A 23,516-nucleotide genomic window follows, 5' to 3' on the forward strand; every position below is an offset into this window, starting at 1 on the left:
TTATATCAATGTTTTAGGCACTTTCCAAATTTTGGAGAGTGTCTTTTTTCATTTTAAATCTTAAAAAAATTGTCGTGAGTTTTACTGACATCAAAAAGCATAGGGTCATAATAATCTGTTCCACTTTAATGTGGAACAGATTACGTATTTATCTTTAGTGAGAAAAACTCTATGATATAGACAAGGAAAACGTTTTCTGAGGTGATGATGGATGTTATCAAAGCGCGAGAGTCAGTTAATTGAATTACTTTTAGAGGAGGAGAATTTTCAACCAGCAAGTTTCTTTAGTGAAAAACTCAATGTTTCGAATAAAACAATTTATCAAGATATTCAGAAGCTTGGACAGTTCTTGAATCGTTTTGAGTTAAAAATTGAAAAAAAACCGCGCATTGGGATTTACTTAATTGGAACGTCAACTAAAAAAAATGATGCCAAAATATTTATCACTAGTAAAGAAGCTATGTCAACAGAGGTAAAGTATAGTTCAAATTATCGTAGAGTGTACTTATTCGCCAATCTAATTTTTAAAACGGATAAAAAAAGATATGAGTATTTTGAAAAAAAGTTTTTTGTCAGTATTGCAACTTTGCGTAAGGACTATGAGGAAATCATCAAATATTGTCGGTTAGCTGGGATTACGATTACTTCAAATCATGTAATAGACACACAAAAAACACCTGAAGAGTTGATCCAGCGGACATTTGTCAATTATTTTGAAAAAAACATCGGTGTAGGGAATGAAAAATGTCAATATCACTTTGTTTTTGATCAAGCGATGGTTAAGTTTGTGGATGATTTTGTAAAGAATTTTTACCAACAGTCTAAGCAGCAGCCAACAAATTATATTGTCCATTCACTCAAACTTTCGTTGTTAACTTTGATTGGTCGAGTAAAGCATGGCTACCATTCACAAACAAATAAAAATCCTTTGTTTGTCGAAATAAAGAAAATGGAATTATATATGGTGGCACTAGATTTTTCAAATGGGGTCAAAGATGAATTGAATTGTTCCTTTACGATAAATGATCTTTACTTTATTTGTTCGTTGTTTATGGGACATGGAGTGAGACCGTTTGTGAATCTGGCAACCCATAGTCAACAAATCATGGAGACCACCAAACAATTTATTCAAGATATGTCGACACTGGTTGAGAAGGATTTGGAGCAAGATAGTCAGCTGCTTCAATCTCTATTTGCCCATATTGAGCCAATGGTTTATCGGTTGCAAATGGGGATTACCATTAAAAATCCTTTAAAAGAGGATATCATTCGGCAATACAGCACAATGTATACGCTAACAACTTACTGTATTCCAAAATTGGAAAAAGCAATGGGGATCAGAGTAACGGATGATGAAATTACTTTTTTGACTATTCATTTTCAGTTAGCTTTTGAAAAAATTGTGAATACGAAGCATGTTTTTCTTATTTGTCCAACTGGGTTGGGAACTTCGCAATTATTATTTCAGCGTATTCGTCATAGTTCTCCTAGCACCGTAGTCTATGAAGTGATTGATGTTCAAAAGTTGCAGGATTACAACTTAGATAGTGTCGATTTGATTATTTCAACAGTCAAATTGGAAAATGAGTATCAAACGCCGATTATTTATGTTCGACCATTACCAACGAAAGAAGAAATTGCATTGATTAATCGTCATCTTCTTACCTTGAATCAACAAGACAATACATTTTTACCATCTATTGCGCCGGATAAAACGATTTTAAAGAAATATTTGAAGGATGGTTGGATGTTCTTGAATCAAGATTTTGATAGTAGAGAATCTGTACTTTCTTTCATCACTGAGAAATATAAAGAAGAACAATTAGTAAAGGATAATTTTCTTGAGGTTGTACTTCAAAGAGAAAAACTAGGAGCTACCGGACTTTCATCAGGCGTAGCCATCCCACATGCAAATCCTAAATATGTAGTCAAAACAAAAATTTCTATTATCACTCTAAAAAACAAAATTACTTGGGGAGATGTGGATGTAAGGGTTGTTTTATTCTTAGCGATTGCAGAAGAAGACATGATTCAAGTGAAAAATATGATTGCATTACTTTATGATGTCTTTGTCTCACCTGAGAGAATAAAAAGTATTGCAAGTAAAGAAACAAGGAATGAGATTATTAACGAAATTATAGGAAAGAGGAAGTAAGATGACGAGTTATTTTGGAAAGAAAATTGCATTATTTCAATCTGAGGTAAAGAGTCAGAAGGAAGCTTTATCAATTATTGCAACTTGTCTATATCAAACAGGTTTAGTGAAGGATTCGTTTGCAGAGAATGTACTGAAAAGAGAAGAAGTGTTTCCTACTGGCTTATTAATCAATGATGTTGGGATTGCTATACCACATACGGATGCAGAACACGTGAATGATTCTCAAATTGCATTTATGTCATTGAAAACACCAGTAACTTTTTATGAAATGGGAACTGCAGATAAGGAAATTTCAGTCAGCTTGATCTTCATGTTAGCGTTGAAAGAACCACATGCACAGTTAGAAATGTTACAGAAGTTAATTACGATGTTTCAAAAAAAAGAGGTGGTTCAAAAGCTTCGAGCTGTAAATAATACTGAGGAGTATTATCACATTATTGAAAAAGAAGGATTCGTTTAATAACCATTTTGAGGGGGAGCATTATGTTAGATTTATTACAAAAATTTGTTGATCTCGGATCAATCGTTGTATTGCCAATCTTAATTTTTGTTTTTGGTTTGATTTTAGGAACGAAACCGAGTAAGGCTTTTATTTCAGCATTAACGGTTGGTGTTGGATTTGTCGGGTTGAATTTAGTTATCGATTTATTGACCAATAGCTTAGGACCAGCAGCACAAGCGATGGTTGAACGTTTTGGACTAAACTTAACAACCATTGACGTTGGTTGGCCGGCAGCAGCTGCGATTTCTTATGGAACCGTTTTAGGTAGTTTGGCGATTCCAGTAGCTATCGTAGTCAATGTGTTATTAATTATTGTTGGCTTAACAAAAACACTGAATGTTGATATTTGGAATATCTGGCATGCAGCATTTGTTGCTTCACTTGTCTACGCAGTAACGAATGACTTTGCAATGGGCATGTTGGCAACGGTTATTTATACAATGATGATTTTATTGTTTGGCGATATTTTAGGACCAATCATCAATAAATTCTATGGATTTCCAAATATTACCTTCCCACACGGAACAGCAGCACCCGGGTTTGTTTTTGCCTTACCTTTAAATTGGTTATTCGATAGGATTCCAGGATTGAAAGATTGGCATGCAGATCCAGAAACGATTCAAAAACGGTTTGGCATCTTTGGTGATTCAACAGTCATGGGCTTTTTAATTGGTTTGGTTATGGGGATTTTAGCTGGCTATGATGTTGCGGGAATTGGACAATTAGCGGTGAAAACTGGTGCTGTAATGGTCTTAATGCCTAAAATGGTGGCACTTTTAATGGAAGGCTTAACGCCTATTTCAGAATCAGCAAATTCATTTGTTCAAAAACGTTTCCCAGGAAGAGAATTATATATCGGAATGGATGCCGCATTGTCAGTAGGACACCCAGCTGTATTGTCTTCTTCGTTAATCTTAGTCCCAATCACGATTTTATTAGCAGTGATTTTACCAGGTAACACAACCTTGCCTTTCGGTGATTTGGCAACTATTCCATTCTTAGTTTGTTTGATGGCAGCTGTCTTTGGTGGAAACATTATTCGAACAATCTTAGGTGGGACGATCTACATGGTCACCATTTTATACATCACTTCATGGGTGGCACCATTTTTAACAAAAGCAGCACAAGCGGCAAACTTTGATTTACAAGGACATTCATCAGTAACTGCGATGGCAGAAGGTGGACTGTGGACAACACTTCTATACGTGGGTGGTGCAAAACTATTTGGTTACTTTGCCCTAGTCGGAATTGGTCTGATTATTACAGGTTTACTATTCTACGTGAATCGCATTTTACCTAAAAGAGCAGCTAAATAAACTGAAGCTTAATACAAAATAGGAGAGATGACAGATGAAAAAATTATTAATTATGTGTGGAACAGGTGTGGCTACTTCAACAGTGGTAACAGGAAAAGTAAAAGAATGGTTGAAATCAAAAGGACTCGAAAATGAAGTGAAACTATATCAATCAAAAGTTGCTGATGAGATTGGCAAAATTGATGACTACGATATTGTGGTCAGTACGACCGTGGTTCCTGACAACATTAAAGATAAAGTAATTATGGGGCTTCCTTTATTAACCGGAATTGGCATTGATGGGTTGTTTGACGAAATTGAAGCGAAGATTAAAGCCTAAAAAATACTTGAAAAGAAGGTAATCAAATGTTAGTTACAACGAAAGAGATGTTTGAAAAAGCGCAAAAAGAAAACTATGCGATTCCGGCAGCGAACTTTTTTGATTTAGATTCTGCAAGAACCTTTGTAGAGGTTGCAGAAAAAATGCAAAAGCCATTAATTTTAGCCTTTGCACAAGCGCATATTGAAGAATGTCCTCTTGAAGAGGCAGCGTTAATTGCAACATATTTAGCCAAAAAAGCAAGTGTTCCAGTAGCACTTCATTTGGATCATGGACAAGATGAGGAAATCATCAAGCAAGCAATCGAGCTTGGGTTCACTTCTGTGATGATAGATGCTTCGCAGGATGAGATTGAAACAAATATTCGTCGTTCAAAAGCAATTACGGAATATGCTCATGAAAGAGGCGTTGTGGTAGAGGCTGAGATTGGACACGTGGGAACGGGAAATAGTTATGAATTTAAGGAAACCACGGACACCATTTATACCGAAGTGGAGGAAGCAGCACGTTTTGCGAAAGAAACCGGCGTCGATTCATTGGCAGTTTCGATAGGTACGGCTCATGGGCAATACAAAGGAACACCGAAAATCAGCTTTGAGCGGTTGGAAGAAATTAAAAATGAAGTTTCAATTCCATTAGTGTTGCATGGTGGTTCATCATCTGGTGATGAAAATCTCCACAAATGTGCTGTTTCAGGGATCAATAAAATTAATATCTTTACTGATTTTATCACAACAGCAATGGATGTAATTAACGAAGAAAAACCAGAGGATTATTTTACACTTAAACGATTAGCGAACCAAGCGATTGCGGATACGTTAGCGCATTATTACAAAGTATTTGCAACAAAATAGAGGAGGGTTCTCATGAGAACAGTAAGAAAACCATTTTTTGTGGTTAATCCTAAATCTTATTTGTATGGTGAACAGGCATTGGAACTAGCAAAAACAGCGGATCAATTAGCTGCAGCATACGACATCGATATCATTTTTACTTGTCAACATGTTGATGTTCGGCTAATTAAAGAACAGACAACGCAGTTGATTGTGAGTGTTCAACATATCGATGGGATAGTCCCTGGTAGAGGGATGGGACACGTTTTACCTGAAGGCGTTGTAGCGGCTGGAGCAGAAGCGACCTTCCTTAATCACGCAGAACGTCCTTTATCGGTTAGTGAGCTGTGCGATGCCGTCAAGCGAGCAAAGGAACTTGGTCTATTGACTATTGTTTGTGCAAATTCTTTAGAAGAGGCGAAGCTCGTAGCTTCCTTGAAACCAGATGTGATGGTTTGTGAGCCTACGGAATTAATAGGTACAGGTCAAGCAAGTGACATTTCTTATATGATTCAAACCAATGAAGCTGTACGCAAGATGGATCCTGAAATTTTTGTTCTGCAGGCAGCAGGGATTTCAACGGTAGCAGATGTTCGCAAAGCACTTGATTCGGGGGCTGATGCAACGGGTGGAACCAGCGGGATTGTTTGTGCCAAAGATCCTGTGGACACATTGAAAGCGATGATTGAAGAAGTAAGTAAATGGAAAAAGGAGCAATCGACAAAATGATAACTTATACTGAGCAACTTGTTTTGACTTCAAATGGTCAACGAGTGACGTATCATAATATTACCGAACAAGTAAAAGAAATTGTGGCAAAAAGTGGGATAAAAAATGGTATTTGTCTTGTTCAGTCGCCACATACTACTTGTTCAGTTATTTTTGAAGAATTCATGCACGATTTGGATTTTAATGGGGACGAATTTTTGCAGGTTGATTTAAATCGGATTCTTGATCGGATCATTCCTCGAGAATTAACGGAAAATACCGATTATCGTTATCCTGGTCCGAAGCATCTTGATTTCTTGCTTTCCTTAGATGATCCAGATTATGCTGGTGATGCTGGAACGATTTTAAATGGAGATGCACATATCCGAGCATCATTCTTCGGAGCAAGTGAAAATTTCATTGTCAAAGAGGAAACATTAATGACAGGAGCTGTCGGCTCGATTTATTTCATTGATTTTGATCAAAACCGTGTTAGAAATCGAAAATGCCATATTTTAGTGATGGGTGAATAGAAAAGTAATAAGAAACAAACATTTGGGAAACTAATTGAATGATCACACCTATAAAAATTAATACGAAAGATAATAGTTAGTTCATTCCGTTTTTTTGGTTAAACTACTAAAATTCATCATAGAGAATACTATAGGGAAACAAAAACTATTTAGTTTAGAAAAAGTATAGTCAGTTATCTGATCGGTAAATAAGATCATTGGGAAGACCTTGCTTAAGGCGTTCTTCTCAGTGATCTTAATTTATTGTTATTTAAATCCATCCTTGCTTTATTGCAAAATTTATCGCTTCAATTCGTGAACGTGATGCCGGTTTTTAACAACGTTAAAATTTCAAGCTCTCTTGGGGTTAAAGGTTTTTTTTGAGTAATGAATGATTGAATAACCAATTCAGGTGAAAAAATCGTATCACCCGCCATGATTGAGCGAATCGAACGAATAAGTTCTTCACTGGGACTATCTTTTAGCATATAACCGTTGACATTGTTCTGTAAAGCTTGCTGAAAATAGTGTTCTTGCGCAAAGGTAGTCAGAACCATAATTCTCACATCCTGTTTTAATAAACGAAGCTGCTTAGCAATTTCCAAGCCAGTCAACTTAGGCATTTCAATGTCTAATAAAACGATATTTGGTTTCAATTTGATGATGTCAGATAATGCCGTATCACCATCTGTTGCAGAACCAATAACTTCAAAATCTGTTTCAAGATTCAAAATCATCGTTAATGCAGTGTTCAATAATTGTTGATCCTCTGCCAAATACAATTTAATCATGCTCATTCTCCTTAGGCAACGAAATGACAATCTTTACTCCTTGTGTTCCAGTGATCGTCAACTGTCCTTTTTCAGTTTGAATCCGTTCTTTCATTCCGCTGATTCCATAGCCGGTTGATTTTAGTTGAGTGAATCCTTGTCCATTATCTTGAATGGTAATAAAATAGGTGTCTATATTCTCGGTAAAATCAATCATCGCAATACTAGCTTTGCTGTGACGAATCATATTTGTGACGGCTTCTTTAATAACGGCTGATACTGTATGTTGAATGTTCGTCGGCCATTTTTCGGCTAGTTCCTCTCCTCCAGAATGAAGCTGAATATTGGTAACGACTAAATTTTTTTCTTCTTCTAGCATCGTTTGGGCAATTGTTCGTTCTTGTAAATCTGAAACGATCCCGCGAACTAATGATAAGTTTTTTCGGGAAGTCTTAGCAATATCATGTAATTCATTGGTTGCTTGGCGTGAATCAATTGCTATTAATTTCTCCGCTAATTCAGCCTTTAATGAAATGATGGAAAACGCTTGGCCTAAATGATCATGGAGATCACGAGCAATACGATCTCGTTCATTTTGGCGCACAACTGCTTCTAAACGTTTATTTTGTTGGTTGAGGCGATAGATCCGCCGATAAGATTCCCCTACCGACTTAGCTGCTAGTGGTGTAATAATAGCAGCTATGATAGTGATACCTACATTAATGTAACTGGATGAATGGGTGAAACGAGTGGTCCACAACATAGCGCCAAGACTAATCATGACGCTTACATAATAACCAGACAAATAATGATAGAATAAACGTTTGGTTACTGGCAGGGAGCCAATCTCCCAGGCAACGAAAATAAAGAGATATCCATTTTTTTGAAAGATACCAAATAAGCAGGCAATCAATAATTGAAGGAAAACGTCCCATGTTAAAAATTTATGAACTTCATAGCCATCTCGGTAAGCTTTTAAAAAAATAACTAAAAGTAATATAAATAACCAGTCAAACCAAGAAGTAAGGGGGAACAATGAATAGATCGTCGGTATTAAAAATACTAACCAGAAATAAGGTGCAATGCCGAATCGTTTTGGGAAAAATATGTGCTTTTCGAAAAAACTCATATGGTAGAAACCTCACTTTTACTTTGAAAAAAGACGACTACTTTGAACAGTACGAATAAAATGATCGTCCAAACTAAGAGTACCCCAAAACTAACAAAATTAAAACGTTGATAATTGATAAATCTTCTTAAAATTACAGCTGTTTGATAAGTTGGTAGCCAGTGTCCAACCTTTTGTACCCATGGGGGCATTATGCTAAGTGGCCACCATAGTCCGCTTAAAATTGCCATGGGAAAAACGATGAGATTGCTAAGCAAATTTACTACGTTATCTGAACCTAATAGAGAGATGATCATTCCAATCAATATAAGTGGGAATGATAACAATGGAACGAGGAATAAAAGACCTATTAAATGAAACCAATTAATTGTTAGCTGATTTACTAAAATTCCAGTCATTATTAGTGCCAAAACCGAAAGTATATTTAACGATAGAAAGACGATTAACATCGATAGATAATATTGTGATTTTGAACCTGGACGTAGTGCTACAAATAAATCGAACTTTCTAGTATGATCTTCTAACAGAGTATGTGCGACTGTCATAACAGAACTAATCAATGAGCTATACACAATCATACTAATCATATAAGCGATATTCCATGTTTTCGAAGCTACTGGTTGTGTTATTACCTGAGTAAATATAAGGTAAAAGCCTGTTGGCATGGCGATACTGAATAAGAGGAAGCGCAAGTTACGGAATACGATGCGTTTATAGTTGATTTGAACTTGAAACAAGAATTTTTTCATTTACCGCTACCTCCAATTACTTTTTGAAATAAAGAAGCCAACGAATTTTGCTGAATGGCTAATTCGTCTAATTGATTAAGATAAGGAATTAAAGCTTCCATCACTACGTTTGGCTCATCAGTTATTAATTGAATATGCTGATTAGTTTTTAAACATTCTTTAACAGCTGAAATGGATGTGAATGTTTCTTTTGGTAATGGAGTGGTAAATTGGATGGTTATATGACCACTTTTTTTCCGCAATGATTTCAAGGTACCATCGTATACTAACCTAGTATCTTTTAAAATAAGGATTCGATCTGCAATCTGATCCAGTTCCTCCAGATAATGGTTAGTGATAAAAAAAGTCTTTCCATTTTGCTTCAAACGGTCAATACTTTCCCAGAATGATTGTCGACTATTACTATCCATTCCAGCAGTCGGCTCATCTAAAAAAATTAGTTGAGGGTTTCCTGCCATGGTGGTTGCAAAAGTCAACCGACGTTTTTGTCCGCCAGACAATTGATCTAAGTAACACTTCTCTTTTTCTTTTAAGTTGGCTAAGCGAATCAAGGCTTCATAAGATAATGGGTTGTGATAGTAACTACGAGCAAGATTTAAACACTCTTTGACGGTGACTCGTTCGAGTGATAAGTTTTGTTGCAACATTACACCGACTTTGTCACGGACTTTCCTGATATCTTGGGTTCCCATCACATAGGTAGTCCCTGAATTTGGTTGAATCAATTGGTTAAGTAGATTGATCAGAGTGGATTTCCCTGCACCATTTTCTCCTAATAGTGCGACAGTCTCTCCGGGTGCAATCTGAAATGAGATATTATCTAAAACGGTTGTCCTGTTATACACCTTCGATAAGTTTTGTACATCGATTGTTGGATTCATATTCTTTCCTCCTGCTGATGTTATCTTAGCTATTTTTTGAGTTGTAAAACAGTCATAGATGTCATCAGTTGGACATGACAATTGTCATGTCTAAAGAACACAGAAATGTAGACTGCTGACTGAATAGTCAAAAAGTTGTTATTATTAATTAAAGAAGTGGAGAAAAGCTAAACTACCTTGTTGATTGTTCATTATGGAAACTCTTTTCACTTATATCTACTATTAAATTTCGCTAATTTTGATGTGGGGGAGGACTTTTGTTACTTGGCAACCAACTGATTTTTTTTGGAAGTTTGTGATTCATGGGGCACGTAAATTACTTTTATCAGACGTTCTACGGTATAATAAATGACGAACATGTTTCATTCATTTTCCTCTTACAACCAATTGAAAGCGTTTGTATTTTTGATTCAAGAAAGATACTTAGATGCTTGGAGTATACTTTCGTTGATATCATTGATTGGAAAACGATACCTGATGCGCTTGTCACTAAAGTTTTTCCTGACAAGTGTGCATTTGGTGGTGTTCTAACTTCGTTTACTAAAGCAATTGAAATAAATTTGAGATGAAAAAGGAGCGGATAGGATGGCTTTTCCAGAGAATTTTTTATGGGGCGGTGCATTAGCAGCCCATCAATTTGAAGGTGGTGTAATTGGAACGTCAAAAGGGCTTTCGGTGGCTGACGTGATGACAGCTGGCTCACATGGTGTACCTCGAGTGATCACGGATGGAGTTGTGGAAGGTAATTATTATCCCAATCATGTAGGGATTGATTTTTACCATCGCTATAAAGAAGATATTGCACTGTTTGCTGATCTTGGGTTCAAATGTTTTCGTACATCGATTGCTTGGTCACGTATTTTTCCAAATGGAGATGAGCTGGAACCTAATGAAGAAGGTCTTCAATTTTATGACGATGTCTTTGACGAGCTGTTGAAATATGGGATTGAACCGGTTATTACATTGTCCCATTTTGAAATGCCCTATCATATTGCCAAAGAATATGGTGGATTTATGAATCGTCAAACGATCGATTTCTTTCTTAAGTTTGCAGAAGTGGTATTTAAGCGCTATCAAAATAAGGTGAAATACTGGATGACATTCAACGAGATCAACAACCAAATGAACTATTCAAATGATATTTTTGGTTGGACCAACTCAGGTGTTCATTTTGGCGATTATGAAAATCCAGAGGAGGCGATGTACATTTGTGGCCATCATACGTTAGTTGCTTCTGCTAAGGCGGTTAAACTAGGAAAATCAATCAATCCAGATTTCGAGATTGGGAATATGATTGCGATGGTGCCTATTTATCCATTTTCTTCTCGACCAGCGGATCAAATCTTAGCGCAACAGATGATGCATGATCGTTGGTTTTTCTGTGATGTACAAGTTCGTGGACACTATCCAAATTATGCCCTTAAAATGTTTGAGCGTAAAGGGTACCAGATCGATATAACAGAAGCAGATCGACAAGCACTCGCTGAAGGTACAGTGGATTATATCGGTTTTTCATACTACATGAGTAATACGGTCGATTCGCAAGTCCATCAAGATGTTTCAACGAATGTTAGTGGTGGAAGTACGAACTCCGTAACGAATCCATTTATTAAGGAATCTGACTGGGGGTGGGCGATCGATCCAGAAGGTCTCCGTTATTCATTGAATGCTTTTTATGAGCGTTATGAACTCCCATTATTTATTGTTGAAAATGGGTTTGGTGCCATTGATGTTCTGGAGGCGGATCACACGATTCATGATCCTTACCGTATCGAATATTTACGTAGTCATATCCAAGAGATGGAAAAGGCGATCAATGAAGATGGTGTCGTGCTTTTGGGTTACACGCCGTGGGGTTGTATTGATTGCGTGTCATTTACAACAGGGGAGATGAAAAAGCGTTACGGTTTTATCTATGTTGATCGGAACAATGATGGTTCTGGTACGCTAGAAAGGTATAAAAAAGACTCCTATGATTGGTATAAGCGGGTAACAACCTCTAATGGAACAGAGCTTTAGACGAGCAAACATTTAAATAGACCACAAAAAATCAGCTGGTTGTTTTCAAATCAGCTGATTTACTATTTATTTGTATTAAATTGAAAGAGAGTAAAAAGTTTATGCAAGTTGACCAACCTTATTTATAGAACCGTTTTTATTTTTTCCCATAAGTGATCCAGATCCATTGTTCCGTACTCTGCTTTAGAAATAGCTATCACTGGTATCTGAGGGAATTTCTTTTCAATTTCTTCTTTGGCATAGGCAAACGTTGGGGTTAGTAAAATAATATCTGCTTCCGAGGCGTGTTCGTCTATCTGACTTGCTTCATATATTTTAAGAGCCCAAGGTTGATTTTTTTCTCTTAAAAACTTCGCTAATTTCATTTCTAAGAACTGGGTTTGCAAACTACCATTGGTAGAAATAAAATTAAAAGACAGATCAAAAATGACAATAGTTTTCATTTTTTGTTCCGCATGTTTTTGAGGATTGTTCATCGAAGTAGTAGCCATTTGTTTTCTTCCTTTCGTTTCACCTATTTGTTATCTCTAGTATACGACAATTGTTTTGTAAGCGCTATTTTAAGTTGGTGGAAATAAGTGTGCTTTTTCTTTTAATTTCATTTCACATAGCTACATAGTGAATAAATATGAATAAACAGCTATTTTATGTTGAACTTTCATTATTCAGCTCATAAAAGGGGTCAAACAATGCTATACTTTATCCAATGGAAAACAGAATAGGAGAAAAATGTATGGATCAAAAAACATTTATTGTGCTATTGATTTGTGGCGTGATCGTTTTGCTCATTGCTCTAGATTTCAATGCGCGTCGAAAATTAAAAGAAAGTGTCCATCAGAAATGGGGAAGAGTGCCTTATCAACCTCGATTTGATAAAGAAAAAAGTTTAAAGGAAGCGTGGCTCACAGAAAAAGAATTTCGTTCATGGTCAAGTGAAGTGGATGACTTGACGTGGTACGATTTGGATATGTTTGAAGTTTTTGAAGGCATCAACCTGACATACTCTAGTATTGGTTCGGAAGCTTTATATCAACGGCTGAGGAGCTTTAACTTTGGGGAAGATCAACGATTAGAAAAGTTAATTGCTTTTTACCAAGAAAACCCTCAAACAAGAGAAAAAATCCAATATCAATTTGCACGACTAGGGAAAAAAGATGGTAATTTTACGAAGCAATATTTAGCGGATGGCCAAAGTAAACAGATCGGACATGTCGGCTTTTATACTTTTTTAGGTCTCTTACCGATCATTGGTTTAATTTTATTATTATTTGGACAAGTCTTAGGTATCTATCTAGCGATTGGTAGTTTGATTTTTAACACACTTTATTATCAAGTCAAGAAACAGACATTAGAAACTGAGATTAATAGTATGGGTTACCTAGTCTCAACGATCTCAACAGCGAATCAAGTAGCAAAGATTGCTACACCGGTTCAAGATGAATTACGGCAAAATGTTAAACCGTTAAAAGATATTCCTAAATTTGGTTTTTCTTTTCGAGTTAAGAGTGGGTCGGAAGCAGAAATTTTATTTGATTATGTCAATATGATGTTCATGTTGCCGTTTATTTCTTATCACTTTGTTATTAGCAGGTTAGAGAAAAAAACGAAAGAAGCAATGAAGGTTTGGGAATTATTGGGAGAAATGGAAGTAGCGGCTGCGGTTCTCAACTATCGTACTTACATGCCCATTACCTGTCAGCCAGAATTTACGGACAATGGCGTAGAGGCAGAAGATCTCTATCATCCTCTCTTGAAGGAAGCGGTAGTGAACCCAGTAGATTGGAACCAGAACATTTTAGTGACGGGCTCGAATGCTTCAGGTAAATCTACTTATGTGAAAAGTATTGCGATCAATTGTATCTTAGCACAGACGATCCAAACAGCCCTCGCAGAAAAATTTACCTTGCAGCACGGTCACGTACTGACTTCTATGGCGATCGAAGATGACTTGTTTGCAGGAGATAGTTATTTTGTTTCAGAAATCAAATCGATTAAACGTCTACTAGATCAAGTGGAAAAAGGGGAAAGATGTTATTGTTTTGTGGATGAGATTTTAAAGGGAACCAATACGATCGAACGGATTGCTTCTTCTGCAGCAGTAGTAAGATGGTTGGCAGATTACCCTTCACTAGCTTTTGTGGCAACTCACGATATTGAATTGACTGAGATCTTGAAAAATGAATGTGAGAATGTCCATTTTGAGGAACAGGTCACAGCAGAAAAAGGAATCAGTTTTGATTTTAAATTAAAGCAAGGTCCAGCAAAAACCAGAAATGCGATTGCATTATTGAAAGTCTTAAATTATCCGGAAAAACTAGTTGCGGATGCAAAAGAAGCAGCAACATTTTTTGATCAACATCGAAAATGGGAGATTTTTGACTAAAACGTACGGACTTAATATGTCAGGCTTGAATGGTTTGTCGCAAACTCATTTATATCAAAAAAGGAAGAAAGCGTGCCTTTTCCTGATGGAGAAATCATGCTTTCTTCCTTTTTGGACATGGATAAAAGGATTCGATTTATTTTAGTAGAACAACTGATCGAAAGAAGATGAATGATTGATTTTATATTGGATGCTCGAATACATAAAATTCTATTTTATTTTGAAAACTTTATTCATTTTCTTTCAATCATTCCATGTTACAATAGAGAATCAGATGGAAAAAAGGAGATCGTTAAAAAAATGACACAGGCTCTTGAAATAAAGAATTTAAAAAAAGTATACGCAACGGGAGTTGAAGCGTTGCGAGGGATTGATTTAACGGTGGAAGAGGGCGATTTTTATGCCTTGCTTGGTCCTAATGGTGCGGGGAAATCTACGACAATTGGGATCATCACTTCACTTGTGAATAAAACTTCTGGCGAAGTAAAAGTGTTTGGTTATGACTTGGATACTGATTTGGTTCGTGCCAAACAACAAATCGGATTAGTACCGCAAGAATTCAATTTTAATCCTTTTGAAACAGTTCAACAAATCGTAGTGAATCAAGCAGGATATTATGGTGTTTCACGACAAGAAGCAATCAAGCGTAGTGAAAAATACCTTAAGCAATCCAATCTATGGGAAAAAAGAAATGTTCGTGCACGCATGCTTTCTGGTGGGATGAAACGGCGACTGATGATTGCTAGAGCATTGATGCATGAACCGAAACTATTGATTTTAGATGAACCTACTGCAGGTGTAGATATTGAACTAAGACGTGAAATGTGGGAGTTCTTGCGAGAATTAAATGAACAAGGTACCACGATTATTCTAACGACTCATTATTTGGAAGAAGCCGAAATGTTGTGTCGGAATATCGGGATTATCCAATCAGGTGAATTGATTGAAAATACAAGTATGAAATCATTACTTTCTAAATTACAATTTGAAACGTTTATTTTTGACTTAGCACCGTATGAACAAGCGCCAGTTCTACAAGGGTACACTAGTACGTTTGAAGATGAGCGGACCCTTGCTGTTGAAGTAGAACGGGATCAAGGGGTCAACGGAATCTTTGATCAATTAAGTGAACAAGGGATAAAAGTGCTTTCGATGAGAAATAAATCGAATCGCTTAGAAGAATTATTCTTGAAAATCACGGAAGAAAATGGTCATGTGGAGGAAAAAAATGTTTAGTCTTTATTTTACAGCTTTAAAAAGTTTAGCCATCAAGGAAACCAATCGCTACTTGCGGATTTGGGTCCAAACACTGGTTCCACCAGTGATTACCACCTCACTTTATTTTGTGATCTTTGGGAAAATGATTGGCGGACGTATTGGTGATATGGGTGGATTTTCCTACATGGAATTTATTGTTCCAGGGTTGATCATGATGTCCGTTATCACTAGTTCTTATTCCAATGTTTCGTCCTCATTTTTTTCTCAAAAATTCCAGAAAAATATTGAAGAAATTTTAGTTGCGCCCGTTCCCACACATGTGATTATTTGGGGATTTGTGATTGGTGGACTGGGACGTAGTATCTTGGTCGGGGCGTTGGTAACGATGATTTCGCTCTTCTTCGTTCCGCTAAATGTCTTCTCTTGGGGCATCGTGATTGTTACTTTGCTGATGACATCGATTTTATTTTCACTAGCGGGTTTGATCAATGGGATTTTCGCACAGTCGTATGATGATGTGTCGATCGTGCCGACCTTTGTCCTTCAGCCATTGACATACCTCGGTGGTGTCTTTTATTCGATCTCTATGTTGCCACCAATCTGGCAGGCAATTTCTAAAGTTAATCCGATCGTTTACATGATTTCAGGATTTCGTTATGGGTTCCTTGGAACGACAGATGTACCCATCATGGTTTCGATCACGATTCTTGTGTTATTTAGTTTAGTGCTTTATTCACTATGCTGGTATTTAATCAATAAAGGTAGAGGGTTAAGAAGCTAGAGTTTGTGGAATGATCAAAAAAACTTATTCTATTTTCTACAGAAACGGATTGATTTGATCAAATTTTTGGTAATAGACAAGAAATAGTTGAGTCTAGGATAGATGCTTATCCTAGACTTTTTTTGTTCGATTAAAGGACTTCCTCATACAAATTTAGACGATCTACTCTTAAATTAACTAAATATAATATGTTAAAATGATAACTAAACTTTAGTTTTTAGTGTTTTATCTAGTATAGAAAAATAAAAAGGGGATATGGAATGACAATTGAATTTCGCGAAACGACGTTAACTGATGTGCCAGCCGTCATGAAAATCATTAATGAAGCAAAACGGTTATTAGCTTCCGCTGATAGTCCGCAATGGCAAAATGGTTATCCAAATGAAGAAACGATCAGGCAAGATATCGAAAAAACATGGTCTTATGTTTTGGTAGTCGATGGAATCATTGCTGGAACATTAGCCTTACAAAAAACACCTGATAAAAATTATCAAGAAATCTTTGAAGGAAGTTGGGAAAAAGCTGATGCGCCCTATACAACAATCCATCGCATTGCACTAGCTGATGCATTTCGCGGACAAAAGCTGGCTTACCGACTCGTTGAGTATGCAGAAGCAGAAACAAAGGCCTTAGGAATGGCACAAGTAAGAGTTGATACGCACAAAAAGAATACTAGTATGCAACGTATCATGGCTCATTGTGGGTTTGAGTTACGTGGTATCGTCTATGTCGACGATGAGATAGACAATGAACGATTGGCGTATCAAAAATTGCTTTAGTAAAGGAAGCAGTGGTTTTGCTTCTTTTGTTGATTCCTAGTATAATGACTCTGTTTTTTAGAATAGTGAACGAAGAGTATTACATGGCGAAACTACAATGAAATGGAGAGTTATCAGTGAAAGAAAATTTTTGGGCAGAATTACCGAAGCCCTTTTTTATATTAGCACCAATGGAGGATGTCACAGATGTGGTGTTTCGACATGTTGTGCAGGCGGCAGGAGCGCCCGATGTGTTTTTTACAGAATTTACAAATTCCGATAGTTTCTGCCATCCTGATGGTAAAGAAAGTGTCAGAGGTCGCTTGACATTTACCGAAGATGAACAGCCGATGGTTGCTCATATCTGGGGTGATAAACCAGAATTTTTTAGACAAATGAGTATCGAACTAGCAGAAATGGGTTTTAAAGGGATCGATTTGAATATGGGATGTCCGGTTCCTAACGTTGCTGAACGTGGGAAAGGGAGTGGCTTGATTCTTCGTCCGGAAGTTGCAGCGGAACTGATCGAAGCAGCGAAAGCAGGAGGATTACCTGTAAGCGTCAAGACAAGAATCGGCTATACAGAACAAGAAGAGTTGGAAGGTTGGTTGAGTCATTTATTGAAACAAGATATCGCCAATCTTTCTGTTCATTTACGTACGAGAAAAGAAATGAGTAAAGTAGATGCTCATTGGGAGTTGATCCCTCAAATCGTAGCATTAAGAGATCAACTTGCGCCACAAACGTTGCTTACGATCAATGGCGACATTCCTGATCGGCAAACGGGCTTGGAATTAGTTGAAAAATATGGTGTAGACGGGATTATGATCGGTCGTGGGATCTTTAAAAATCCTTTTGCTTTTGAAAAAGAACCAAGGGAACATTCAGCAACTGAATTGATTGATCTTTTACGTCTGCAATTAGATCTCCAAGACCAATATGCCAAAGAAATCCCCCGTTCAATGACTGGGCTACATCGTTTCTTTAAAATCTATGTCAAAGGATTTCCGGGCGCAAGTGACTTACGTGTTCAATTAATGAATACTAAATCGACCGACGAAGTCAGAGCGCTTTTAAATGCTTTTTCTAATCAAGAGTAACCGATGAAAATTTCAAGAATACTGTATTCTGTTTGTATTTTTGAATCTTATAAAAGAAATCAGAGGTAGATAAAACGCCGAATGATCCGAATGAATTTTCGTGATCATTGGGCTTTTTTTTGTAAAAGTAGTTATTTAATGAGAAAATTGAATGGCAAATGAGACAAAACTTGTCACAGTCTCTTCTAGTATCTCTAAAAACGAATAAACGGCGTTCAAGAAGCAACTCCTCAAGAATAAGCGATGATTTTCTAAAATATGAGGAGCTATTTAAAAAAATCCTCTCTTATTCGCTCGGGGCTAAACGCTTCTTTCACAGCCTCTTGCTAAACGGTGTTCAAACATCAGCTCCTTGAAATAAGCCTGAATTTTTCAAAACATGAGGAGCTGTTTCAAAAAATTCTTTCTTATTGTCATCAGAGCTACCCGATGTTTTCACGACCTCTGATTCACGGTGTTCAAAGAGCTGACCTTCGGCGATAAGTCAAAAAATCTCAAAACATGGGGAGCTGTTTCGAGATTTCCATCCTTAATGCCCCTGCGATTACTCGTCGCAGTTTTTACTTGGTGAGCGCTCAGGTCAAAACACTCTTTTCACGACCTCTTGTTCACGGTGAGACAAAAGTAGCATCTTCGGAAATAAGCTGAAATTTACCAAAAATTTGAGAAGCACCAAGTAGGTAACAATCAACATCAAAAACTAGTTTTTGTGTTTCTTGTCAATTTTCGGAAATTCCTTCTTATTTCTTGATGCTAAACACTTTTGTCTCAACCTCTTTGAGCATATTAGTTTATCACTTGATAAATTTTGCGTTATCATTAAATTTATCAAGTGATAAAAAAGGTAAGTAGGTGATCCCATGAAAAAAATTATTGTCATTGGGGCGGGAGTAGCTGGATTAAGTGCCGCAGTTCGGTTGCAAAAGCTAGGATATGAAGTCACACTGTACGAAAAAGATCGTCAAGTTGGCGGGAAAATGAATCAAATCAAAACGGCAGGATTTACCTTTGATTTAGGACCAACGATTGTGATGATGCCAGAAATTTATCGGGAAGTATTTGAATTTTGTGGGAAAGACCCCGATGACTACATTCCAATGAAAAAAGTTGATCCAATGTTAAAACTGTATTTCAACAAAGAGGAACCAATCGAGTTTTCCAATGATTTAATTGAATTGACAAAGACGTTGGAAAACATTTCGCCAGAAGATACACAAGGTTATTTCGCATTTTTAGCAGATATCTATCAGCGATATACGATCGCAAAAGAAGCCTTTATCACGAAATCATTTCGTGGTTTTTGGGATTTTTATAATCCTAAATCATTATGGGCAGGGATCCGCTTGCGGACATTCAGCGATGCGTATACGTCTATTTCTAAATTTGTGAAGGATGACCGTTTGCGTAAATCGTTGGCTTTTCAAACACTTTATATCGGGGTATCGCCTTATCAAGGACCCTCTTTATATACGATTATTCCAATGATCGAATTATTTTATGGTGTTTATTTTATTGAAGGTGGAATGTATACGTTAGCGACTTCATTGGCTCGATTGTTTGAAGAATTAGGTGGAAAGATCGTTTACGAAACATCAGTAGATGAAATCCTAATTGACAATAAGATTGCTAAAGGGATCCGAATCGGGAAAGAACAAGTGATGGCTGATGCTATTGTATGTGGCGCTGATTTTCCTTATGCGATGAAGGAATTAATTCCTGATGAAAGAAAACGGGGAAAGTATACAAATAAAAAAATCGCTAAATTTGAATATTCATGTTCTTGCTTTTTGATGTATCTTGGCTTAGACAAGAAATACCCAGAGGAACACTTGCATAGTATTTATTTTGCAGAAGACTTTAAACAAAATGTTGATGATCTATTTGAACGAGGAAAGTTACCAGATGATCCATCTTTTTATTTGTACCGACCGTCATTGATGGATGATTCGCTTGCACCTGAGGGTCAGGAAGGCTTATATGTCTTAGTACCAGTGCCAGAATTGTCAAAATATGAGAAGTGGACGGAACAAACGATGCAAGCCTATCGCCAAAAAATCATCCGATTGCTCAAAGAAAAGACGATTTTTAAGGATATCGATGAGCATATCGTATCCGAAACATTGATCACGCCCAAAGATTTTTCTGAACGTTTCAATGCTTATAATGGAGCGACTTTTGGCTTAAAACCGACACTGAAACAAAGTAATTATTACCGCCCGCATAACAAATTTTCTGCAGCAGAAAATTTATATTTTTGTGGGAGTAGTACCCATCCTGGCGCAGGGGTACCAATTGTTATGCAAAGCGCAAAATTAGCGGTAGAGGAGCTGTTGAGAGATGATAACCATTAACAATGATCCTTTTCAAGAATACCAAAAAGATTTTGCCTATTGTGAATCAATCATCAAGAAAAATTCAAAATCGTTTTACCTGGCTTTCTCACAGTTGCCTAAACGAAAAGCTCAAAGTGTCTATGCCGTGTATGCGTTTTGCCGACGTGCAGATGATTTGATTGATCGCGACAACAATCAAGCGGGATTGAGACAGTTAGAACGGCAATTGCTAGATTTTAATGAGGGAAAGGTTCCCAACGATCCAGTCTGGCGTGCGCTATCAGTGGTCTTTGACAATTTTCCCATGGTAACCGCTCCTTTTTTTGATATGCTGACTGGTCAACGAAAAGATGCTGATTTTAAGCAACCAGAAACAAGAAAAGATCTTGAAGAATATTGTTATTACGTTGCAGGTAGTGTAGGTTTGATGTTGCTTCCGCTTTTAACTGAGCGCCCAGCTGACATCGTTGTACCAGCTAAAAAATTAGGTGAAGCGATGCAGTTAACGAATATTTTACGAGATGTTGGAGAAGATTATCAAATGGGGCGAATCTACCTGACAAAAGAAGACATGACTAGATTTGGGGTGGCAACTACCATGTTAAAAGAAAAGCAAGCCCAAACACAATTAGTCGCTTTATGGGAATCACTGGCTCAGCAGGCTGAAAACTTATATGAAGAATCATTTGAAATGTTTCCTCTTATTACAGAAGATTGTCGTCAAGCACTTGCCAGTGCTGCGTTTATTTATCGTGAGCAATTAAATATCGTGAGAAAACAGCATTATTCTTTATTTGATAATAAGAATAAAGTTAGTCATTATCGAAAAGTACAGCTTTTAAAAGAGGTCAAAAGTTATCTCAAAAGCTATTGAACCGTCTGATTATTAAAGAACCGAATATAAATTCAATATTGTTGTTTTCAAACGATCATTAGTTGAAAAAATTGAAAGCAATGAGCCCGAGACCAAAAAGGTTGTCGGGCTTTTTATCACTGTTTTGTTACATAGGTCTTTCTATGCGAGAAAAATTTTCAGATAAAAATAAAGATTTAGCGGAATATTTTAGAACTTGTCGTATATTATTCATGACCAAGGTAATAGTTTTACCAACTAAATGCTAGGAGGATGGAAGAATGGGACCAATTGCAGTTACGCCTGATCAATTAAAATCACAAGCGAAGATCTATCAGCAATCAGCGCTCCAAATACAAGAGGCTATCCGAAAAGTAAATACGATGAACCAGCAAATTGCACATAATTGGAAAGGACAAGCTTTTCAAGCATATCTTGATCAGTATCACCAGTTAGAAGGTAGCGTTAAACAAATGACACAATTATTTGAAAGTATTTATGAGCAACTCAACAACTATGCGAATACCGTCTCAGAACGGGATCGTCAAGATGCTCGGAATTTTGGGTTGCTATAGCGTTTATCAGTAAAAACCAATCTTCGTTTGACTTGTACTCATTAAAGCAGCAAATGTCAGTTGTTTTTTAGCTATTTTCATTTGGTTTTTGTTTTGATTCCTTGACTTTGAATGTAAAAAATAAGCCATACATGAAAAAAGGGGTAACTCAATGAAACAGGGAATAGTCATTGATATTTGTTTACAAATCGAACAGCAAACGATCGACTTGCAAATACCTAGGGAAATAACCATTAGGCGCTTAAAGGAATTATTTGTGAACGCACTTCAGGTTTCTTCGATCGTGCTACCGGCTGCGTTCGATTTAGAAGTGACAAATAAATCAATACGATTGAATGAAGAATTTCTTTTATCAGATTATCCAATTAGTCATGGTGACCAACTGTTAATCAAGCCACGTATCCTTAATGGTGGTGACAACAAGTAATTGAAGAGCGAAAAGGATGTATTTAAAAAAGAAGGTATTAAAATAACCGATGAACAAGTGGAAATTCAGCTACAAGCGAATCAATATGCGCTGGATCAGATCGAACAATATACATTTTTTTTAAAACCTAAAAGAAATTTACTGGCAGGTGACGTTAGCCATTTATCTACAGAAAAATTAATCATTCAATACAAAAAAACAAATCAAATGAAGTGTTTCTCACAGGTTTTGATTAAATTAGATTTTTACCAACGATTATTGCTTGCCCAAAAAGTCAATCAATTGTGTGATTTTATGAATGGACCGATCCAACCATTGTTTCATCCCGATAATTTGTTTCTGTTTGGAGAAGAGATTTTTCTTGCACATCGAGGGTTTATGCAAGTTATCGCTCCATATACGGTCACTGAAAATGATTTTCTGAAGCAATATCGGGCACTGGTGTTGGCTATCTTATATCCTAATTTGAGTTATGAGAGTTTAAATGGAGGAAGTGAAGGATTAACAGATGACTTGTCGAAATTGCTCCATGGAGCAAAAAATGTAACAGAAATCAATCAGATTATTAGCGACCAAATCGAAACACAAAAGGAGATTCGAACGACAGAATTACGTGTGGTCAGTAGGAAAAATTACTTTATTTTTAAATGGGGTAGCCTTTTATTCAGCTTGTCAACCATCCTTTTTGCTTTATTAACAGGAAATTATGCGTTTTATCAATTACCACAAATAGAACGGAGCGTGGATGCACAAGCAAAATATATAGCCAAGGATTATGCAGGTGTTTTAACGGCTTTAGCAGATGTATCCCCCAGTTTGTTTTCTCAAAGTATCAAATATATAGTGGCTGTTAGTGTCATTCAATTAGATCATTTAACTTCATTAGAAAAAACAGCTATTTTAAATCAATTATCTCAAGAGTCAAGTGAGAATCGTTTGCTTTATTGGATTTACATTGACAGAAATAATCTCCAACAGGCATTGGATATCGCTCAAAACATTGGAGATGAGCAGTATCTTTTGCATGTCTATACTAAGTTATATCTGACAGTAAAAATGAACGATCAAATGAGTGGTGAAAAAAAGCAAAAATTACTAAAAAACTATCAAGAAAAAATTAGTCAATATAGCAAAAAGCCAGGAGAGAATAAATCTGAAAATCCCACAAAATAAGACACTATGTACCGAGAAT

At 36.6% G+C, this 23,516-nt stretch carries 22 protein-coding genes and 1 pseudogene; 18 read left to right on the plus strand and 5 right to left on the minus strand.

The features are described 5' to 3' along the window. Positions 1-211 precede the first annotated feature (211 nt). Genes AB3I12_RS10015 through AB3I12_RS10045 form a run of 7 tightly spaced genes read left to right on the plus strand, consistent with a single transcriptional unit; the run spans position 212 to position 6,369 of the window. Positions 212-2,155 (plus strand): transcription antiterminator, encoded by a 1,944-nt coding sequence (locus AB3I12_RS10015; RefSeq protein WP_063627664.1) that lies wholly within the window; start codon positions 212-214, stop codon positions 2,153-2,155. A gap of 1 nt (position 2,156) precedes the next feature. Beyond that, positions 2,157-2,618, plus strand: a complete 462-nt coding sequence (locus tag AB3I12_RS10020; protein WP_063627663.1) for a PTS sugar transporter subunit IIA — start codon at positions 2,157-2,159, stop codon at positions 2,616-2,618. A gap of 23 nt (positions 2,619-2,641) precedes the next feature. Next, entirely contained in the window at positions 2,642-3,976 is a 1,335-nt protein-coding gene (locus tag AB3I12_RS10025) for a PTS galactitol transporter subunit IIC (RefSeq protein WP_063627662.1), read from the plus strand. A 34-nt stretch (positions 3,977-4,010) separates the two neighbouring features. After that, positions 4,011-4,295, plus strand: a complete 285-nt coding sequence (locus AB3I12_RS10030; RefSeq protein WP_010720673.1) for a PTS sugar transporter subunit IIB — start codon at positions 4,011-4,013, stop codon at positions 4,293-4,295. A gap of 26 nt (positions 4,296-4,321) precedes the next feature. Then, on the plus strand, positions 4,322-5,149 hold the full coding sequence (locus tag AB3I12_RS10035) for a class II fructose-bisphosphate aldolase (RefSeq protein WP_063627661.1): 828 nt from the start codon (positions 4,322-4,324) through the stop codon (positions 5,147-5,149). Positions 5,150-5,161: 12 nt separating this feature from the next. After that, the gene (locus AB3I12_RS10040) at positions 5,162-5,857 is read left to right on the plus strand and encodes a triose-phosphate isomerase (protein WP_034700111.1); all 696 of its coding nucleotides are present in this window, start codon (positions 5,162-5,164) and stop codon (positions 5,855-5,857) included. After that, positions 5,854-6,369, plus strand: coding sequence for a YjbQ family protein (locus AB3I12_RS10045; protein ID WP_034700170.1), 516 nt, complete (start codon positions 5,854-5,856; stop codon positions 6,367-6,369). The genes AB3I12_RS10040 and AB3I12_RS10045 overlap by 4 nt, the downstream gene beginning before the upstream one ends. Before the next feature lie 250 nt (positions 6,370-6,619). Here AB3I12_RS10045 and AB3I12_RS10050 read toward each other — a convergent pair. The 4 genes and pseudogenes from AB3I12_RS10050 to AB3I12_RS10065 form a co-directional block, all read right to left on the minus strand. After that, positions 6,620-7,139: pseudogene (locus tag AB3I12_RS10050) on the minus strand (response regulator). Beyond that, complete coding sequence (locus AB3I12_RS10055) at positions 7,132-8,247, minus strand: sensor histidine kinase (RefSeq protein WP_063627660.1); 1,116 nt, start codon at positions 8,245-8,247, stop codon at positions 7,132-7,134. Before AB3I12_RS10055 ends, AB3I12_RS10050 begins: the two are co-directional and overlap by 8 nt. Beyond that, on the minus strand, positions 8,244-8,996 hold the full coding sequence (locus AB3I12_RS10060; protein WP_063627659.1) for an ABC transporter permease: 753 nt from the start codon (positions 8,994-8,996) through the stop codon (positions 8,244-8,246). The genes AB3I12_RS10055 and AB3I12_RS10060 overlap by 4 nt, the downstream gene beginning before the upstream one ends. Beyond that, positions 8,993-9,877 carry an ABC transporter ATP-binding protein gene (locus AB3I12_RS10065; protein ID WP_063627658.1) on the minus strand — a complete coding sequence of 295 codons (885 nt, stop codon included), beginning with the start codon at positions 9,875-9,877 and terminating at the stop codon, positions 8,993-8,995. The genes AB3I12_RS10060 and AB3I12_RS10065 overlap by 4 nt, the downstream gene beginning before the upstream one ends. A gap of 585 nt (positions 9,878-10,462) precedes the next feature. On the opposite strand from AB3I12_RS10065, the gene AB3I12_RS10070 reads away from it, so the two are divergent. After that, positions 10,463-11,896 (plus strand): 6-phospho-beta-glucosidase, encoded by a 1,434-nt coding sequence (locus AB3I12_RS10070; protein ID WP_063627657.1) that lies wholly within the window; start codon positions 10,463-10,465, stop codon positions 11,894-11,896. Positions 11,897-12,018: 122 nt separating this feature from the next. On the opposite strand, the gene AB3I12_RS10075 is transcribed toward AB3I12_RS10070, so the two are convergent. Further along, the gene (locus AB3I12_RS10075; protein WP_063627656.1) at positions 12,019-12,387 is read right to left on the minus strand and encodes a hypothetical protein; all 369 of its coding nucleotides are present in this window, start codon (positions 12,385-12,387) and stop codon (positions 12,019-12,021) included. Between the two features lie 242 nt (positions 12,388-12,629). On the opposite strand from AB3I12_RS10075, the gene AB3I12_RS10080 reads away from it, so the two are divergent. From AB3I12_RS10080 to essB, 10 genes are all read left to right on the plus strand, one after another. Continuing rightward, on the plus strand, positions 12,630-14,279 hold the full coding sequence (locus AB3I12_RS10080; protein ID WP_063627655.1) for a DNA mismatch repair protein MutS: 1,650 nt from the start codon (positions 12,630-12,632) through the stop codon (positions 14,277-14,279). A gap of 300 nt (positions 14,280-14,579) precedes the next feature. Next, the gene (locus AB3I12_RS10085; RefSeq protein ID WP_010720660.1) at positions 14,580-15,515 is read left to right on the plus strand and encodes an ABC transporter ATP-binding protein; all 936 of its coding nucleotides are present in this window, start codon (positions 14,580-14,582) and stop codon (positions 15,513-15,515) included. Continuing rightward, positions 15,508-16,278, plus strand: coding sequence for an ABC transporter permease (locus AB3I12_RS10090; RefSeq protein WP_010720659.1), 771 nt, complete (start codon positions 15,508-15,510; stop codon positions 16,276-16,278). The genes AB3I12_RS10085 and AB3I12_RS10090 overlap by 8 nt, the downstream gene beginning before the upstream one ends. A gap of 260 nt (positions 16,279-16,538) precedes the next feature. Then, the gene (locus tag AB3I12_RS10095; protein WP_053765962.1) at positions 16,539-17,057 is read left to right on the plus strand and encodes a GNAT family N-acetyltransferase; all 519 of its coding nucleotides are present in this window, start codon (positions 16,539-16,541) and stop codon (positions 17,055-17,057) included. Between the two features lie 116 nt (positions 17,058-17,173). Next, positions 17,174-18,136, plus strand: coding sequence for a tRNA-dihydrouridine synthase (locus AB3I12_RS10100; RefSeq protein ID WP_010720657.1), 963 nt, complete (start codon positions 17,174-17,176; stop codon positions 18,134-18,136). A gap of 860 nt (positions 18,137-18,996) precedes the next feature. Further along, complete coding sequence (locus tag AB3I12_RS10105; protein WP_063627654.1) at positions 18,997-20,487, plus strand: NAD(P)/FAD-dependent oxidoreductase; 1,491 nt, start codon at positions 18,997-18,999, stop codon at positions 20,485-20,487. Beyond that, positions 20,474-21,343, plus strand: coding sequence for a phytoene/squalene synthase family protein (locus AB3I12_RS10110; protein ID WP_053765960.1), 870 nt, complete (start codon positions 20,474-20,476; stop codon positions 21,341-21,343). Before AB3I12_RS10105 ends, AB3I12_RS10110 begins: the two co-directional genes overlap by 14 nt. Positions 21,344-21,603: 260 nt before the next feature. Further along, positions 21,604-21,897 (plus strand): WXG100 family type VII secretion target, encoded by a 294-nt coding sequence (locus tag AB3I12_RS10115; RefSeq protein WP_010720654.1) that lies wholly within the window; start codon positions 21,604-21,606, stop codon positions 21,895-21,897. A gap of 151 nt (positions 21,898-22,048) precedes the next feature. Further along, positions 22,049-22,324: an EsaB/YukD family protein gene (locus AB3I12_RS10120; RefSeq protein WP_010720653.1), complete on the plus strand. Its 276-nt coding sequence runs from the start codon at positions 22,049-22,051 to the stop codon at positions 22,322-22,324. Next, on the plus strand, positions 22,325-23,497 hold the full coding sequence (gene essB, locus AB3I12_RS10125) for a type VII secretion protein EssB (RefSeq protein WP_063627653.1): 1,173 nt from the start codon (positions 22,325-22,327) through the stop codon (positions 23,495-23,497). Positions 23,498-23,516: the final 19 nt, after the last annotated feature.

Origin of the sequence: Enterococcus sp. C65 (assembly GCF_040887165.1) — a bacterium.
Lineage (GTDB): Bacteria > Bacillota > Bacilli > Lactobacillales > Enterococcaceae > Enterococcus_B > Enterococcus_B hirae.